Genomic DNA, 16869 nt, shown 5'->3' with positions numbered 1-16869 from the left:
TGAGAGGAAGCACGCATATGACGTTGGTACCATACGTTGTTGAAGACACGGGTCGCGGCGAACGAGCTATGGATATTTATTCTCGGCTGCTCAAGGACCGAATTGTCATGATTGGGCAAGAAATTACCGAACCGTTGGCAAACACTGTAATCGCCCAGCTTCTGTTCCTAATGTCCGAGGATCCCACGAAAGACATCCAAATTTTTATCAACTCTCCTGGCGGATATATTACAGCGGGGTTAGCAATTTACGACACCATTCGTTTCCTAGGCTGCGATGTGAACACATACTGCATTGGTCAAGCAGCTTCTATGGGAGCCCTCTTGCTTTCTGCAGGGACAAAAGGGAAACGTTATGCTTTACCTCACAGCCGCATGATGATCCACCAACCTTCCGGAGGGATCATTGGGACTTCTGCGGACATTCAGCTTCAAGCCGCCGAAATTTTGACACTTAAAAAACATCTCTCCAATATTCTTGCTGAGTGTACTGGTCAGCCGGTGGAAAAAATTATTGAAGACTCTGAACGAGACTTTTTTATGGGAGCAGAGGAAGCTATTGCGTATGGGCTAATCGATAAGGTTGTCTCCTCTGCTAAAGAGACAAAAGATAAGAGCATTGTGTCTTAGAGAATTATTATGACAAAAAAAAATCTTGCGGTCTGTTCTTTTTGTGGGCGATCAGAGAAAGATGTAGAAAAACTTATTGCTGGTCCATCGGTTTATATTTGTGACTATTGTATCAAGCTTTGTTCTGGGATTTTGGATAAGACGCCAACTCCCACAACAACACAGGAGGTCGCAGCATCTCCTACAACAGCTTCTCATACAAGCCTAAAAGTATTAACTCCTAAAGAGATCAAGCGCCACATAGACTCTTATGTCGTTGGGCAAGAGCGCGCGAAAAAAACCATTTCGGTTGCTGTTTATAACCACTATAAACGCATTCGGGCGCTCATGCAGGACAAACAAGTCAGCTATGGAAAATCCAATGTATTGTTATTAGGGCCAACAGGATCAGGAAAAACCTTGATTGCCAAAACCCTGGCAAAAATTTTGGATGTTCCCTTTACAATTGCGGACGCAACTACCTTAACAGAGGCTGGCTATGTAGGAGAGGATGTAGAAAACATTGTCTTAAGGCTCCTTCAAGCTGCGGATTACGATGTAGCTCGCGCAGAACGTGGAATCATTTATATTGATGAAATTGATAAAATCGGACGTACCACAGCGAACGTTTCTATCACGCGCGACGTTTCCGGAGAAGGAGTTCAACAAGCTCTTTTGAAAATCATAGAAGGAACCGTTGCTAATATTCCTCCTAAAGGAGGAAGGAAGCACCCTAATCAAGAATATATCCGTGTAAACACGGAAAATATTCTGTTTATTGTGGGGGGAGCTTTTGTTAACCTGGATAAAATCATTGCTAAAAGACTTGGAAAAACGACTATAGGGTTCTCTGAAGAAACAGATATAGCGGTAACTAATCGCGATCATCTTCTTGCTAAAGTAGAAACAGAGGACCTAATCGCTTTTGGGATGATTCCGGAGTTCATTGGTCGGTTTAACTGCATCGTCAATTGCGAAGAGTTAACACTAGATGAACTTGTCGAAATCCTAACAGAACCTGCGAACGCTATTGTCAAGCAATATACAGAACTTTTTGCAGAAGAAAATGTAAAGTTGATCTTCGAAAAAGAGGCTCTTTATGCTATAGCAGAAAAAGCAAAACAGGCAAAGACTGGAGCTCGAGCTTTAGGGATGATTTTAGAGAATCTTCTTAGAGATCTGATGTTCGAGGTTCCTTCCGATCCTACTGTGGAAGCTATCCGCATAGGAGAGGATACGATTAAGCAAAATAAACCTCCCGTCATCATTCAGAGATCTCCAGAAGCTATTGCTTAACTTTTAGGAGTTGCATGACCCAGTCCGTTTTGGCAACAGCGAAAAGAATTGTTCAAAAATTACGCAACGCTGGGTATCAGGCATATTTCGTTGGAGGAAGTGTCCGAGATATGCTTTTGGAGCGCCCTATTGAAGAGGTAGACATAGCCACCAATGCCTCTCCAACGATTGTAACCACGATCTTCCCAGATACTCTTTCTATTGGTGCAGCTTTTGGTATCATTGCCGTAAAAGAAAATGGGCAACTGTTCGAAGTTGCCACTTTCCGCTGCGATGAGGATTATGAAGATGGTCGCCATCCCAATCGCATCGTTTTTGCTTCCATGAAAGATGATGCCATTCGAAGAGACTTTACCATCAATGGCATGTATTACGATCCTTTTGAAGAAAAGCTATTTGATCTGGTAGAGGGACAAACGGACCTGAAAAGAAAAGTCGTTCGGGCAATTGGCCATCCTAAACAAAGGTTTTTAGAAGACAAGCTCCGCATCCTGAGGGCGATTCGATTTGCCGCAACATTGGGATTTGCTTTAGACCCACAAACTGAGCTAGCTATTATTAAAGAGGCTCCCTCCCTCCCCTCTTCGGTGTCTCCGGAAAGAATTTGGCAAGAGCTCAAAAAAATGCTCCGTAAAGCACCATATGCATCTCTCCAATTACTTACGAAACTAAAAATCCTCCCTATCATATTCCCCGAGTTAAAAGTTTCTTCTGGCGGGTTTTTATGTTCTACTATTGCTTTTGCTCAAAAAATACAGGAGCCCCACATTCCAGAAATAGCTTTTTTACTTCCTCTATTCCAAGAGGTAAAACGAGAAGAGGCCATCTCAGCCTTCTCTAGATTAAGAGTATCCAATAAAGAGCTCGAGGTGTTGGAGGATTGGTACGAAGCGCTGCCACAGTTTCGGTCCAAACGAGACGATAAGGTCTTTTGGGCACATTTTTTTGCCTCACAAACAGCTCCTCTACTCCTTTCTCTGTTTTTATCATTACAGCGTACACCTGACGAACAAGAGCAGTTTATTTCTCGCGTGCATGACCTCAAAACACGACTAGCTTTGTTCACAGAAAGGATCCAGACCGGCTCTCCTCTTGTCTCTGCGGCAGATCTAATGGCGAAAGGTATTGCTCCCGGGCGATTGCTAGGAGAGCTGCTTAGGGAGGCAGAGGCCCTATCGATAGAACTCGAGTGTTCCGACAAAGAAAAAATTTTATTTTTGCTGAAAGATAAAGGTTTTTGGAAATAATCCTTTTGCTTCGATTCTGCTCTTAAACAGTTAATTTTATTTCTTTAGATTTAATTTTTTACTCTTTATCATTTCTTCCTAATTGTTCTGGATTAATAGAGCCTGTTTATGAGCATTGCTATTTTAGGAAGACCTAATGTAGGAAAATCTTCTCTTTTTAACCGCTTATGCAAACGCTCGTTAGCGATTGTTAATTCCCAAGAAGGCACTACCCGAGATCGTTTGTATGGAGAAATTCGAGCCTGGGATTCTGTTGTCCATGTTATTGATACAGGAGGAGTAGACCAAGAATCCCCTGATCGATTCCAAAAACAGATTCATAAACAGGCTTTGGCAGCGGCAGAAGAAGCCTCCATTCTTTTGCTTGTTGTAGACATCCGATGCGGAATCACTAAACAGGACGAGGAACTTGCCAAACGACTTCTTGCTCTAAAAAAACCTTTAATTCTTGTGATGAATAAGGCGGATTCTCAGCGAGATCTTCAGCGCATTCACGAGTTTTATGGCTTGGGGATCTCTAATATGATTGCTACATCTGCCAGCCACGATAAACATATTGATTTACTGTTAGAGCGTATTCGTCAAGTAGCCGGGCTCCCCCAACCATCGGCAGACAGCCAGGAAGCTTGTGGGGAGGAAAGAGCCCCTTCTTCCGAGCCTTCCGAGCCTTCCGTATCCTTACATGCTTTTGCTGACGCGACTCTGTTTGAAAATGAGTCTTTGTCTCAAGAAGAGGCTTCTTTCTTAGAAGACCTTGTTGCCCAAAACACTCCAGCGACGTCCCTAGATCGCCCATTAAAAGTGGCTCTTATTGGACATCCTAACGTTGGAAAATCCTCTATCGTCAACGCCCTTCTTAAGGAAGAACGCTGCATAACGGATAACTCTCCCGGGACTACGCGAGACAATATTGATGTTTCCTATACGCATAACAATAAAGAATATATTTTTATCGATACGGCAGGGTTAAGAAAAGTTAAGAGCATAAAAAATTCTGTAGAGTGGATGTCCTTTTCTCGAACCGAAAAGGCTATTTCTCGGGCAGATATTTGTTTATTAGTAATAGATGCTACACAGCAACTCTCTCATCAGGATAAGCGCATCCTGTCCACGATTGTGCGATATAAAAAACCGCATATCATTCTCGTAAATAAATGGGATTTAATGTTTGGGGTTCGGATGGAACACTATGTTCAGGATCTACGCAAAAAGGATCCCTACATAGGTCAAGCGCGCATCCTTTGTATTTCGGCAAAACAACAGCGCAACCTGTCACAAATCTTTTCTGCTATCGATGATGTCTGCTCCATAGCAACAACGAAACTTTCGACCTCATTAGTAAACAAGGTATTAGCGACGGCTATGCAGAGGCATCACCCTCAAGTTATTCAGGGGAAACGCCTACGCATTTATTATGCGATTCACAAGACGGTCATGCCTTTTTCTTTCCTATTATTTATCAATTCCAATTCGCTGCTAGCGAAACCTTACGAGCTGTATTTAAAAAATACATTAAAGGCAGCTTTTAATTTATATGGGGTTCCTTTTGATTTAGAATACAAGGCAAAACCTGCAAGAAAATCAAATTAATTTGTAAAAAAACAAAAATCTTTTATTAGAAATAATAAAAACTAAAATTAGTTATTTCTTGGAGATTTTAATCCCTATGCACTATGAACTCTACGACGAATCCCAATCTGATGATAAACAAGATCTAGATCTTCTTATTTGCGAATCTGATAAAACAAAGCCTTTAGATGCCTATCATGAAACCGGAGTATATATAGAGGAAGATGATCGAGAAAACGGAGACTTACTTATTGTATTAGGGAAGTCGGTATTGAATGGCGTTATCCGCCAATTCTATATCAGTGATCACAACTATGCCTACACTCGCAGCTATTATCGAGGCCGCTGGGAAGGATGGTTTAATATCCCTCCTAAAAAAATTCCTACAGCAGAGTATGATTGTGACACCCTTCTTCAGCCAGATTTACTACTTACTACGAATGTAGAAAAACTAATCCATGCTCCAGAAGATTTTCCCGCCCAGAATGCTAATTTGGATAACATTCTCATTTGTATGACTACTGTGAGCAGGGACCATCGGGTACAATTTTTAATAGGAGATAACCACCGTTCTTTTTGGATTCGTCATCATGATGGAAGCACTTGGTCCAAATGGGAAGCTTTCGTATAGCCCACACTCCTTGAACCCCTAACTTTCAGCACCTTTCTCCGCATACAAAAAGCCGTCTCCTAGCTAGGAGACGGCCTCAAGACTAGGATGCTTCGTCCTCACCAATAATGGTTAACTCCATAGGCCGGAAATTATCATGATTATGAAAAGCCGTAGCAACCGTTGGAATCGCATTGTCAGGCCTGTCACTTCGCGTTAATGACAATTCCAAAGCAAACAAATGTTTCACTATAGCGATGCGAATATCGCGGATCAGCCCTTCAAACAAAAGGAAAGACTCATTCTTAAATTCAATCAAAGGATCTTTTTGCCCAACAGAACGCAATCCTACCTCAGAACGCAGCAAGTCCATATCTACTAAATGGATTTTCCACTCTTCGTCAATATGCGAAATGATCACTGAACGAAGAATATCATTGCAAACACCCTGAGCATTAGATGCCGAACCAATGATCTCTGTAAACTCAGAAAGCATAGCAGAAAATTTAGCATCAAAAGCCTCTATCAGTAGACCGCCTATATAATCTGCGACAGCATCTACATCTCCTAAACGACGAATTTCTTGATCATCCAGTTTTACTGGGAACGAATAACTCAGCCATTCTTCAATCTTAGGTAGGGAGCAGTGATCTGCATGCGCATCTTTTAAAATCAAAAAAGCTAAAGCTACGGCAACATGCTCTATTTGCTCTCGAGCAACAACGAATAGGTCCTCTGCATGTAAAACGTCGTTCCGGAAAGCATAGATGGTCTGCCGCTGTTTATTCATCACATCGTCGTATTCCAAAGTATGCTTACGTATCGTATAGTTACGGCCCTCAACACGCTTCTGAGCTGTTTCAATTAATCGGTCAAACATAGGATCCGACATAGCCTCTCCCTCAGGAGGGCGGAAATGTCGAATCAAAGTATTCAACTTAGGAGAAGCGAAAAGTCGCATAAGCCGATCTTCAAACGAAAGGAAAAACTTGGCTGCTCCAGGATCTCCAAGACGAGCACAACGACCTCGTAGCTGTCTATCAATACGTCGTGACTGATGTCGCGACGTACCTATAACGTAAAGCCCTCCGGCAGCAACAGCCTCTTGATCCAGTTTAATATCTGTACCTCGACCCGCCATATTTGTAGCAACTGTTACAGCCCCAACTTTTCCAGCCCCAGCGATAATCTCTGCTTCTTGTGCATGATTTTTCGCGTTAAGTACCGTATGATGAATGCGATTTTGACGCAAAATACGCGAGAGCTTTTCAGAAACTTCCACCGACTCTGTTCCAATCAGAATCGGTTTCCCGGAATGATGAGCGGAGACAATTTCTGCAACAATAGCCTGATACTTCTCTCGCTCCGTCATATAAAAAGCGTCATTATAGTCTATACGTAGGCAAGGCTTGAATGTAGGTACTTGCAACACATATAAATTGTAAATTTCTTTAAACTCCCGGGATTCTGTGATAGCCGTCCCAGTCATTCCTGCAAGTTTTTCATATAGTCTAAAGAAATTTTGCAAAGTAACCGTAGCAAAGGTTTGCGATTCTTTCCGAATGGTTACCTGTTCTTTTGCTTCGATAGCTTGATGCAACCCTTCTGAGAAGCGACGTCCTGGTTGAGGACGCCCTGTATGCTCATCAATGATCACAATCTGGTCATCGCGAACAATATAATCAATATCCTTTTCCATAAGCAAATGAGCACGCAGCAACTGACGCAACCCATGAGCTCTCGCTTTTCGCTGTGTATCTTTCTCAGAAATCGCAATTTTGCGATTAAGTTTTTCCGCGGAGGAAAGGGTAGTATCCTCCTCAATCAGGGCATATTCATGCCCCATATCCATCATTACAAAGTCTTCTGCAGAACCTCCGATCTTCTCGATCCATTGCTGCATGCCTTTGTCTGTTAACTCAAAATCATTATTATGTTCATCTACAATGATATACAAAGAGGCGAGCTTCTCTAAGCACTCTTCTTTGTTTTGTTCTGCGTGATAAAAAACATCCCATTTGTCAATTATGGCGCGGAGATCTGGATGCTCCCGCACACGACGTAAAACCCGGTTAAGAGGCATCCCCTTGCTTACCAACCACAAAGCGCGGCAAGCCTCTGAGATCCCTTCCATAATTTTTCTATCCTTAGGAAGTACGTCGGTGCCCAAAAAGGGATCTAGGTGTTTCCTTGCTTCTGCAGCAATTTGATTACACAGTTCCCTTTGGAAATGCACTAAGTCGGCAACCTTATCTTTTAACTCGAAATAAACAGGATTATGTTTCTCTCCTGGCCCAGAAATAATCAGAGGAGTTCTCGCCTCATCGATTAATACAGAATCTACTTCATCAATGATGGCAAAATAAAAACCTCGTCCTACCTGCTCTTCTTTCCTTGTTGCAATAGAGTTGTCTCGTAGGTAATCGAAACCGAATTCCGAAGCGGTTCCATAGACAACGTCACACTGATAAATCGCTTTCCGTTTTTCCGGAGGAATCCCAGAAACCAAAACACCCGTTGTTAATCCCAGCCAACGTAAAACCGAACCTACCCACTCGCAATCTCGCTGAGCTAAGTAATCATTCACGGTGACGAGATGGACTGGTTTTCCCGTTAATGCATTCAGATAAAGCGGCATCACCGCAGTCAAAGTCTTCCCTTCTCCTGTTTGCATCTCAGTAATAAAGCCTTTATGCATAGCAATAGCACCGAGAATTTGCACATCATAGGGGACCATATCCCACTGTTGGTGATATCCAGAAACTTCTACAGGGGTTCCTGACAAGCGCCGACATACGTTTTTCACAACACCATACGCTTCCGGCAGAAGTTTATCCAAGGACTCTCCTTCTTGATACCGCTTCTTCAATTGAGGAGTTTTTTCGCGAAGCTCTTCGTCGGATAACGACGAAAATTTCTCATCGCAAATATTAACCTCTTCAACGAGCTTCTGGAATCGTTTTAATATTCTCTCTTGGGAGGATCCGAAAAAACGCTTAAGGAAATCCATCATATGTTCAACACATGCTTTTGAAAAGAAACCCATTCTCATTTAAAGGCGCCTAAACAACAAGAATGAGTCTTTCTATTTCTTTTTGATAATTATCTTTTTATACACAAAATCTCTCAGGGGAAGACTGCTCGAGAGAAAAGAAATCCGTGTATTCTGGCTCATTTTAGACTTTCCCCGAGAAAAAGAAAACAAAAAGCACTCCCACAACACCGGGCTAAGCCCTTATGCTGAGCTTACTTATAAGGAAGAAATCGCTACGCCGCTAGCAATAACGAAACCTCTACAATATGTTGTTGATCGATAGGGAGTTTTTGGCGTAAGTTTTTCAGAATCTGTGCGCGGCGCTCATGCTCTTTTACAGTTGTATCCCGCTCAGCTAAAAGAGCCTGGATGTCATACGCCACATCAAAATTTCCTTCCCGAGCTTCACAAGCACTTAATAACTCCAGCACTTCTGGAGACCGTTTGATTTGTAGGGCACGCTTAGCATATGCGATTCCTTCTCGAGCAGAAATTATTGTGGCATGTCCGACTCCCGCTAGCCAAGCAAGCGCTTTACAAGCGACAAGACAATCCGGAGTCTTTTGGATCACTCGTAAATACACTTTTTCTGCTTCCTCATATTTTTTCAAATGGCATAACGCTAATCCGTAATGCACACAACAATTCCAATCGTCAGCATAATTTTGGCAGCGAAAAGCCAAAGACCAGCAATGCTCGGCGAGATGGTAATCCTGCTGATCTGCGGCAGCGAGGGCCGCATAACGCATCATCAAGGCATCCCCCCGAACCCATAAAGCACTGTTTTGGTAGATCAGCAGAGCCTTTTTCGAATTCCCTAGCTTCTGCTCACATAATCCAATATTAAACATGGCTTCGTCTTTATAAATGGGATCTCCGAGAAGCTCTCTAAAAAGCATCCCCGCATCAACGTAGTGCCCACAAATGCGCAAAGAATGCGCTAAATTATACAAAACATCAATGGGACAAGAGCCTAAAGATCGCGCTCGTCGATAGAAATCTATGGCATCGGCGTAACGCTTCGTAGCGAAATAGATATGCCCAACGCTGATCAAGATTTCTTGATGAGCTAACGGGCTGATCCAGGGATCCACTATCCGACACGCTAAATCTACTTCCCCTAGATACACAAGGGAAATCGTATACCGAGCGATCTCTCGCTCTTCTAGCAACTCAGAAGGCAACAGCGAAAAAGCCCGAGCAGCCTCTTTGTAAGCCCCGTGACGAAAAGCTTTATGGGCAATCTCTAAGAAAAATCGAGGGCCGCCCAACTTCAATCGTTTGGCTTCTCCCAAAAGCTTCTCGGCCTCTTCAAAGCGCTCTTGCTCACGAAGGATCCGGATATATTCAAACAGATATTTTCGGCGATACAGACGTTTTTTCAAAATAGGAGCTAGGAGTTTTTCTGCAAGCGCCCACTCCTTCAAATCCACGTTCAAACGCACGTCCCGCATTACTTGATTGACGTGGTTGCGGAAGCAGACAACACTCCTGTAAGCTTTGAAGACTAAAGCCATCGCTAAGCAAACCAAGAGTGTCCATGCTACGATTAGCCACATAATGCGTAACTTCCGAGTTTTCTCTCTCTTGCAATACCAAAAAAAACGTTTTAAGTCTTTATTTTTATGAAGAGAAACGTTTTCCTAACGACTGTCCCATCAAACATCGAGTTTCTAAACCTTGGGCCGAATAGTTAATCAAGTCTGCATCAAACATAATGCGTTGAGGCTGAAATAACAGAACAACAGTCGATCCCCCGAAAGCAAAGAAGCCTTTTTCCTCTCCTTTCCTCACATAACTTCCGGGAGAAAACGTCTGATGAATAGAGCCGACATTTAAAGCCCCGATTTCCACATAAGCAATTTTTCCAAATTCTTTAGACTCAAGAATGGTAATCTCCCGTTTGTTTTCAGAGAAAATCGCTAGATTTTTTTTCAACATAAGCGGGTGAATAGAAAAGAGATAGCCGTTTATACGCCGCGAAGAACCAACAATACCAGCCACAGGAAAATGGAATCGATGGTAATCGAATGGCGCCAGCCTTGCAATGACCATACTTCCTTTTGAGTATTCGCTCGCCAATCGCGAATCGTCTAAAAAGGTCTCCAAAGAAAATTTTTGGTTTTTGATAGAAAAAGCAGCAACATCTTCCATAGAAGGGAAAACAAGGTAGGCGCCATCTGCAGGAGTAACACAGATTTCATCTCCCTCTAAAATAGGGCGAGCCTCTGGCTTAAGTTTCCGTATAAAAAAATCGTTAAAAGATCCGTACTCGCGAAGAGAGAGGAGGCATTCCTCTTCGCGAATCGAATATTTTTCAACAAAAGATTTAATAAAACGTCTTGTTACTCGTAGTCTTTGCAATCGGCCGACTATTCGCGAAAACAGGCTGTTTTTACACAAAAAAGCATACACTGCCCTCCCAATCCTGGCGCCAAGAAAAAACTTGATTGCCCCGGGACAAAAGACTGGTTCTTTTTCTATAGCCCCAGTTTCACGATTCACATATAAAAATTCCTGCAATTTCATGCTTTTCTCCTAGCCCGCAAGCGAATGACTTACTCTGCTCATAGACGCCTGTTACACACAAGGCATAAAGACTATAAAGAAGTTCCTCTTTCTCAAAAACACAAACCCCTTTTGCCTCATAAACCTTTTCAATCAACCTGTTTTCATCTCTGTTTCAAAAATTTATGCTAAGCCCAGTAACAAACTCCTTTGATCTCCCTTTCTTGCTTAGAAAGCTCTTCCGACAGTATAATGATTCCCTTTTCAGCACTTTATTAGCCTGAAGGCTTCTACCCATGCTTCAAAATGATACGATCGCAGCCATAGCAACCCCTCCAGGAGAGGGGAGTATCGCCATTGTTCGAGTCTCAGGCCCGCAAGCCATTTCTATTTCTGATCGCATTTTTTCTGGCAATATTGCAGGCTATGCCACACACACGGCCCACCTTGGCACAGTATCCCACAACGAAGTTTGTCTTGACCAAGCCCTAGTTTTAGTGATGCGCTCTCCCCGTTCATTTACAGGAGAAGACGTTGTAGAATTTCAATGCCACGGAGGGTACTTTGCTTGCTCTCAGATTTTGCAAGCCTTACTAGCTGAGGGAGCTAGAGCAGCACTCCCCGGCGAATTTTCGCAACGAGCCTTCTTAAATGGGAAAATCGACTTAATTCAAGCAGAGGCTATACAACAGCTGATTTCAGCTGAAAATATGGATGCTTTCCGCATTGCGCAGAATCAATTTCAAGGACACACCTCTCAAGCAATTGCAACGATTTCCTCCCTCATCATAGAAGCTCTTGCCTACATAGAGGTTTTAGCCGACTTCCCCGAAGAAGATATCGAAACCGAGCATTCTCTTCCTCAAAGCAAAATCCAAGAAGCTCTTGCTATTACGCAAGAGCTTCTTGCTAGCTTCGATGAAGGGCAGCGCCTTGCCCAAGGGACCAGCATCGTTTTAGCGGGGCTCCCCAATGCAGGAAAATCTTCTATCCTTAATGCGCTCACACAAAAAAATCGTGCTATTGTTACAGACATCCCGGGAACAACTCGAGATATTTTGGAAGAAAACTGGATGTTGCACGGGAAACATCTTCGTTTAATCGATTCTGCAGGAATTCGGGATACTGAGAATATTGTTGAAAAAGAAGGTATCGAACGTGCTCGAGAGGCTATGAGCCAAGCAGAAGGCATTCTTTGGGTGATGGACGCCTCACAACCTGTCCCGCAACTTCCCGACATCTTATATCAAAAGCCCACTATTTTACTTTGGAACAAATGTGATGTCGCTCTCCCGCCTTCATTACAGGTTCCTTTTCAGCAGATCTGCGTATCCGCAAAAACTGGAGAAGGACTGTCCGAATTGAAACAAGCTTTACATAATTGGCTCAACACCTCCAAATTAGGAAAGTCTTCTAAAATCTTTTTAGTTTCTGCTCGGCATCACAGCCTATTACACACAGTTCAATCGTGTCTAACAGATGCATTAGCGGGATTCAAGGAATGTCTCCCCAGCGAATGTCTTGCTTTAGATCTTAGACAGGCTTTGCATTCTATAGGGAATTTATCCGGATCTGAAGTTACCGAAAGTGTCTTAGGAGAAATTTTTAGTAAGTTTTGTATCGGGAAATAAACGGCTATGAATGCGGTAAGCGGATCATCTAAACGTTTGTTTATTCTAAACACTTTAAACCGACTTTTTCCCTCTCCAGAACCCTCTTTGAAAGGATGGCATTCTCCTTTCCAGCTCCTGATAGCAATTCTTCTCTCTGGGAACTCGACAGATAAAGCCGTCAATACGGTTACCCCATCCCTTTTTGCTAAAGCTCCTGATGCGAAATCAATGAGTGCGCTTACTCCTTCTGAAATATATTCCTTCATCGCTCCTTGCGGATTAGGAGAACAGAAAGCGAACTACATTCACAAACTCTCTCATATTCTTGTACAACACTACGATCAAGAACCTCCCCGTTCTCTTACTGAGCTAACGAAACTTCCTGGGGTGGGACGAAAAACCGCCTCGGTTTTTTTAAGTATTTACTATGGGGAAAACACTTTCCCCGTAGACACACATATTCTTCGTCTAGCGCATCGCTGGCGACTTTCTACCAAACGCAGCCCTTACGCTGTGGAGAAAGATCTTGTTTCCTTCTTTGGCACTACAAATTCTCCGAAATTACACTTACAGCTCATCTATTACGCAAGAGAGTACTGTCCGGCCTTGCATCACCAAATAGCTTCTTGTCCTATCTGCTCATTTTTAGCTCTACATTCAGGCTAACGAGCCTCTTTACGGAAAGTTCCATCTCCTGATTCTGAAGGAATCATTTGCCAAAAAGGAGGACGAGGAGGACAACGAAGAATTTCCTCTTTAAGATGTGCATACACATCGAAATGATAATCGAGTAGCCAGCGCATTAGCAATACTCGCATCATTCTTGCCCAGGCTCGAGGGCTGTGATCCCGAATACTATACAAACTTCCTACTTGTTCTGGAGATGTAGGTTTAACCTTTGCATTTAACCGAATGTGGTGTTGCACAACATGTAACACCACATCTGCTAAAAATGCTTGTGTATACAGCATGTCATGAGGATATTTCTGCGTAATGCTCTGCCAAGAATCAAAAAGAGCTTTTCCTTCTTGAGAAAAAATCTCGCATCCAACGACAAGTTGATCTTCTGTTTGAAATAGAGACTCTGTAATCACTCCCCCTACGAATGTTTGAAAGTCTTCTGGGCTTACCAAATACAGATCTTTGATCTTGTTAATCGCATCATGACTGCGAGGAGATAAGCTCCTCTTGGACAAGACTTTTTCCTCCAAAAAATTGCGAAGAATTTCAAAGCTTACAGAGAGGTACATATCTTGATTGTCTAAAAAGGCTAGCAAAACTTCTACAATCATTTGTGAAGCAGCATCCTCTTCGACTCGCCCTCGCAAAGAATTCGGAACATCCTCTTCTGCCCCCGATTTATGAGCCTGTACATCGTGAGTAAAATCCTCCCAAGAGGAGAAATTCCCTCTGGATTTGCGTAGAATAGAATCTGCGACTGCCGACACCTTTTTCACAGGACGTTGTCGTTCAAAGAATAGAATGCTTTTTAACAAAAGCAGTTTATTCACTATTCGTTTCTTTCGTGCCCGTTCTTTTTTCCGAAATATTCTGGCAAACAGGGAGTTTGATGGCTGCTCTTGCTTCAAATAAATATCGATCACAGCAAGGAGTCTTGCAGAAATAGCATAGCTTTCGCCGGAATGCGCGAGAAGCTCGCTAATCACCTCCCGTAAAATGCTGGATTCTCCCTCTTGATCAACAGAAAGCTTTTGATCAAGAGGCAGCGCCTCCAACATGTGGAGACGACGATTATACACCAGTTTACAAGAAGAATCCCGAATGACTAATTCTAGGATACGTAAATAATAATCCGAAGGGAAGCGAGAATCCAATAGCATAAGTGATTAGGTCTTTTCGCCTATTCTTCACATAATAAGTATTATTTCACGTCATTTTCTCTTTAGAAATTGTTCGGGGTTCCGGCGGAAGAAGGAGCTTCTTCTCTAGGAATAAAAAAGAAATTTTGCACCAAACCTTCTATCATTCGCAAATAAGCCTGCTGATCCTGCAAAAAAGTCGCGTACAAACGATCGATATTAGCCTGAAAAATTTGCACCACGAGTTGCTCATTCACAGGAGGGAAGCCTCCGACTCTACTCTCCTCCCCCCTGGGAGGTAACAAATCGAGAGAAATCAGTTCTCCTAATAGTTCTGAAGTCCGAACCCGAAGAGCATCTAAAACATACTTTGCCGCCAGAGGGGCAGATGCTGCCAATCGATCGATTTCACTAGCTAATACTAATGCTTGAGAATAATCCGCAGACGGATCCTTTTTCTCTAAATCTGCAATGGACTTTAAGCAGGAAAAAGGGTTTGCGTAATAAGGAGTTGCGCAAAGTTTAACTAATCCACGAGAAAAGCCTAGCATAACATTTTGAGGCCATTGCGCTCTCGTGCTAAGCAAAGCCTCAATATGCTCCTCCGTCTCATCAACAAGGGTTCTTCCTTCTTCGATCACAGGAGCATCATTATTTGCCAATCGATCTTCGTAATTGCCTCCGACTTGCTGAAAAGAATGTAAAGTCGCCATACGCAAAAGTAATCCTGTCGCAGCAAGGACTTCAAGGGAATCTTTTCCTGCGCCACAGAAATTTAGGCCTGAACGTGTACAGTTTTTAGCATAAGCGTCTCGCAGCGCGTGAAAAATTTTCGCAAAAAAACCCCGAATAGCACTAAGGCACGAAGAACCGAATGCTCGGAAATGCCGAGAGGATGTAGTCAAAGAAGGCATTTTTGACGCAGATAGTATTTGCGTAATACCATATTGTTCTGCAGCCTTCCCTTCACGATCACTTCCGCTCCGCCGCAAGATACGATGCCTCCAAATGGAAGCAACAGCATCGCGAATCCTCCCCAAGAAGCCTCGTTGTCTCGGAGATTCTTCTACACTAATATGTTGTTGAAGACTTTCAGCAATTCCTTCTGAAGAAGTCGTCCGAAGAAGGGTCTCTGAGCTGTCTGCAATTGCAGCTTCTGCGCTATCAGAAACACGTTCTTCCAGCTCTCCTTCTTCTGCCTCTGGTTGATCAAGCTGCTCGTCTCTGTGAGATTCACCCACCCCTTCAGGCCCCGAACCGCCTCCTATAGAGCTCACACCACTCACAATGTATTCTCCTTAGTAATTAAAAGGATCTGCCTGGACCTCTCCTCCTTCAAAGAAGAGGTCTGAGGCCAAGACTGAGACTGTTTGGGAAAACAGCTCGGGATCCGTTTGTTTTGCCTGTTGCAATAATTTTTGCAACTCTTTGGCATTGTCTTGAACACGTTGTAGATTATTGTCTTTTGTATCTTCCAACACGAGCTGCTTCATCTCTTTGTTATCCAAAGCCGCTTTCCCACAATTTCCTATATAATCCAAGATAGAATTTGCGCTTCCAGGGAAAGCTTTTTCCGCATCATCAATATGTGAAGCCAACGTAAGCACCGCATCCGTAGTAGGATCTGCTGGATCTGTTTCATCAGAAAAGGTGTTTTTGACTTGCTCCATAAACTCCCTTAAACGTCCAGGAGGGACATCTTTCCCTCCTACGGATAGACATGTAAGCATCATGAGTCCATCTGTATTTGCATTTGCAGCAAGATCTTCTGCGGACTGTTCCCACAAATCTCTGCCAAAAATGCCAACTTGACGCGCCCGCTCGCTACCTACGGAAGTCCCCCCCGGAGTAAACATGGTGAATCTTAAAGCTTCATATATACCAGCCTTATATTCTTTTGGGGATTGTCTCTCCATGGCTTTTAATTTATTCTGGATATGTGTAGCCATGGTGCGTTTATTTTCGGTTTTCAGATCGCTGTCGATAATGGCTTTATCTAACTTTTTGTCTCCTGTAGAAATTATCGGCTTAGCCCCCTGTCCAGAAAGAGTCGGATGATAAATACTTGCTGGATCAAGCGGGGTTTTTTGAGGAGCTGTCTTACGAGGGAAGCAACAGCAAAATAGGCTGGCAATACGAGCGCCTAGTCCACGACTTTTTTCATTCGAATTAGAAGAAACTTTATGATTTTTGTTAGAAGCCTGGGATGCTTTATCTGTATTTTTACTGCCGGAGAAGCATCTCTTAAAGGCGTTTAGTATTCGAGCTCCCAGCCCCTTAGACTCTCCCTGAGAAGAAATGGCGTGGCTGCCACAGTTAGGCTTAGTTTCCACTCGCCCCTTCTGACTATTATCACCGGAAGAAGCTCCCACAGACGGATAGTTATTCCCGTTCCCGTTAGTAGGTAGAATACTCATAGATCCTCCGCCCAGCAATAACTTTTGATCAACTATTTTTTATTAAATTTTAAACCCTTCTCTTTAAGAAAAACAATGACTTTTATTTAAAGCAGACAAAAACGAATTTTAATTGGTTAGAAACTACCGTTTTAAGCGATGCAGTTT

At 43.0% G+C, this 16869-nt stretch carries 13 protein-coding genes; 7 read left to right on the top strand and 6 right to left on the bottom strand.

Features of this window, described 5'->3' with window-relative positions; genetic code table 11:
- The first annotated feature begins 17 nt into the window (after nucleotides 1-17).
- The 5 genes from B6E89_RS03855 to B6E89_RS03835 all read left to right on the top strand — a co-directional run bounded on the left by B6E89_RS03855 (nucleotide 18) and on the right by B6E89_RS03835 (nucleotide 5351).
- Complete coding sequence (locus B6E89_RS03855) at nucleotides 18-629, top strand: ATP-dependent Clp protease proteolytic subunit (protein ID WP_035407431.1); 612 nt, start codon at nucleotides 18-20, stop codon at nucleotides 627-629.
- Nucleotides 630-638: 9 nt separating this feature from the next.
- Nucleotides 639-1904, top strand: coding sequence for an ATP-dependent Clp protease ATP-binding subunit ClpX (gene clpX / locus B6E89_RS03850; RefSeq protein WP_035407429.1), 1266 nt, complete (start codon nucleotides 639-641; stop codon nucleotides 1902-1904).
- A gap of 14 nt (nucleotides 1905-1918) precedes the next feature.
- On the top strand, nucleotides 1919-3151 hold the full coding sequence (locus B6E89_RS03845; RefSeq protein ID WP_080133171.1) for a CCA tRNA nucleotidyltransferase: 1233 nt from the start codon (nucleotides 1919-1921) through the stop codon (nucleotides 3149-3151).
- 108 nt (nucleotides 3152-3259) lie between these two features.
- Entirely contained in the window at nucleotides 3260-4741 is a 1482-nt protein-coding gene (der, locus tag B6E89_RS03840) for a ribosome biogenesis GTPase Der (RefSeq protein WP_080129516.1), read from the top strand.
- A 76-nt stretch (nucleotides 4742-4817) separates the two neighbouring features.
- On the top strand, nucleotides 4818-5351 hold the full coding sequence (locus B6E89_RS03835) for a hypothetical protein (RefSeq protein WP_080133170.1): 534 nt from the start codon (nucleotides 4818-4820) through the stop codon (nucleotides 5349-5351).
- Nucleotides 5352-5433: 82 nt separating this feature from the next.
- Here the strand turns inward: B6E89_RS03835 and secA are convergent, their stop codons facing one another.
- From secA to B6E89_RS03820, 3 genes are all read right to left on the bottom strand, one after another.
- A complete protein-coding gene (secA, locus tag B6E89_RS03830; RefSeq protein ID WP_035407527.1) occupies nucleotides 5434-8343 on the bottom strand; it encodes a preprotein translocase subunit SecA in 2910 nt (969 codons plus the stop codon).
- A gap of 254 nt (nucleotides 8344-8597) precedes the next feature.
- On the bottom strand, nucleotides 8598-9923 hold the full coding sequence (locus tag B6E89_RS03825; protein WP_035407418.1) for a tetratricopeptide repeat protein: 1326 nt from the start codon (nucleotides 9921-9923) through the stop codon (nucleotides 8598-8600).
- A gap of 64 nt (nucleotides 9924-9987) precedes the next feature.
- The gene (locus tag B6E89_RS03820) at nucleotides 9988-10893 is read right to left on the bottom strand and encodes a phosphatidylserine decarboxylase (RefSeq protein ID WP_080121661.1); all 906 of its coding nucleotides are present in this window, start codon (nucleotides 10891-10893) and stop codon (nucleotides 9988-9990) included.
- Nucleotides 10894-11168: 275 nt separating this feature from the next.
- On the opposite strand from B6E89_RS03820, the gene mnmE reads away from it, so the two are divergent.
- Together mnmE and B6E89_RS03810 are read left to right on the top strand one after the other, a co-directional pair.
- Nucleotides 11169-12503: a tRNA uridine-5-carboxymethylaminomethyl(34) synthesis GTPase MnmE gene (mnmE, locus tag B6E89_RS03815; RefSeq protein WP_080133169.1), complete on the top strand. Its 1335-nt coding sequence runs from the start codon at nucleotides 11169-11171 to the stop codon at nucleotides 12501-12503.
- Nucleotides 12504-12509: 6 nt separating this feature from the next.
- A complete protein-coding gene (locus tag B6E89_RS03810) occupies nucleotides 12510-13151 on the top strand; it encodes an endonuclease III domain-containing protein (RefSeq protein ID WP_080133168.1) in 642 nt (213 codons plus the stop codon).
- Here B6E89_RS03810 and B6E89_RS03805 read toward each other — a convergent pair.
- The 3 genes from B6E89_RS03805 to semD form a co-directional block, all read right to left on the bottom strand.
- Nucleotides 13148-14326, bottom strand: a complete 1179-nt coding sequence (locus B6E89_RS03805) for a hypothetical protein (protein ID WP_080121658.1) — start codon at nucleotides 14324-14326, stop codon at nucleotides 13148-13150. The genes B6E89_RS03810 and B6E89_RS03805 overlap by 4 nt on opposite strands.
- A gap of 62 nt (nucleotides 14327-14388) precedes the next feature.
- The gene (locus tag B6E89_RS03800; RefSeq protein ID WP_080133167.1) at nucleotides 14389-15591 is read right to left on the bottom strand and encodes a TmeB family type III secretion system effector; all 1203 of its coding nucleotides are present in this window, start codon (nucleotides 15589-15591) and stop codon (nucleotides 14389-14391) included.
- 12 nt (nucleotides 15592-15603) lie between these two features.
- Entirely contained in the window at nucleotides 15604-16722 is a 1119-nt protein-coding gene (gene semD, locus B6E89_RS03795; protein WP_080133166.1) for a SemD/SinC family type III secretion system effector, read from the bottom strand.
- Nucleotides 16723-16869: the final 147 nt, after the last annotated feature.

This window comes from Chlamydia suis (genome assembly GCF_900169085.1).
Taxonomy (GTDB): Bacteria; Chlamydiota; Chlamydiia; order Chlamydiales; family Chlamydiaceae; genus Chlamydia; species Chlamydia suis.
Note: the sequence above shows the minus strand (reverse complement) of the source record. Positions and strands in the feature narration are given on the sequence as shown.

What these genes read in the sequence shown, in the direction of transcription:
- der (WP_080129516.1), top strand. Translation starts at nt 3,260, where the DNA reads ATGAGCATTGCTATTTTAGGAAGACCTAATGTAGGAAAATCTTCTCTT.
- B6E89_RS03820 (WP_080121661.1), bottom strand. Translation starts at nt 10,893, where the DNA reads ATGAAATTGCAGGAATTTTTATATGTGAATCGTGAAACTGGGGCTATA.
- secA (WP_035407527.1), bottom strand. Translation starts at nt 8,343, where the DNA reads ATGATGGATTTCCTTAAGCGTTTTTTCGGATCCTCCCAAGAGAGAATA.
- B6E89_RS03805 (WP_080121658.1), bottom strand. Translation starts at nt 14,326, where the DNA reads ATGCTATTGGATTCTCGCTTCCCTTCGGATTATTATTTACGTATCCTA.
- B6E89_RS03810 (WP_080133168.1), top strand. Translation starts at nt 12,510, where the DNA reads ATGAATGCGGTAAGCGGATCATCTAAACGTTTGTTTATTCTAAACACT.
- B6E89_RS03855 (WP_035407431.1), top strand. Translation starts at nt 18, where the DNA reads ATGACGTTGGTACCATACGTTGTTGAAGACACGGGTCGCGGCGAACGA.
- B6E89_RS03825 (WP_035407418.1), bottom strand. Translation starts at nt 9,923, where the DNA reads ATGTGGCTAATCGTAGCATGGACACTCTTGGTTTGCTTAGCGATGGCT.
- semD (WP_080133166.1), bottom strand. Translation starts at nt 16,722, where the DNA reads ATGAGTATTCTACCTACTAACGGGAACGGGAATAACTATCCGTCTGTG.
- B6E89_RS03835 (WP_080133170.1), top strand. Translation starts at nt 4,818, where the DNA reads ATGCACTATGAACTCTACGACGAATCCCAATCTGATGATAAACAAGAT.
- mnmE (WP_080133169.1), top strand. Translation starts at nt 11,169, where the DNA reads ATGCTTCAAAATGATACGATCGCAGCCATAGCAACCCCTCCAGGAGAG.
- B6E89_RS03845 (WP_080133171.1), top strand. Translation starts at nt 1,919, where the DNA reads ATGACCCAGTCCGTTTTGGCAACAGCGAAAAGAATTGTTCAAAAATTA.
- clpX (WP_035407429.1), top strand. Translation starts at nt 639, where the DNA reads ATGACAAAAAAAAATCTTGCGGTCTGTTCTTTTTGTGGGCGATCAGAG.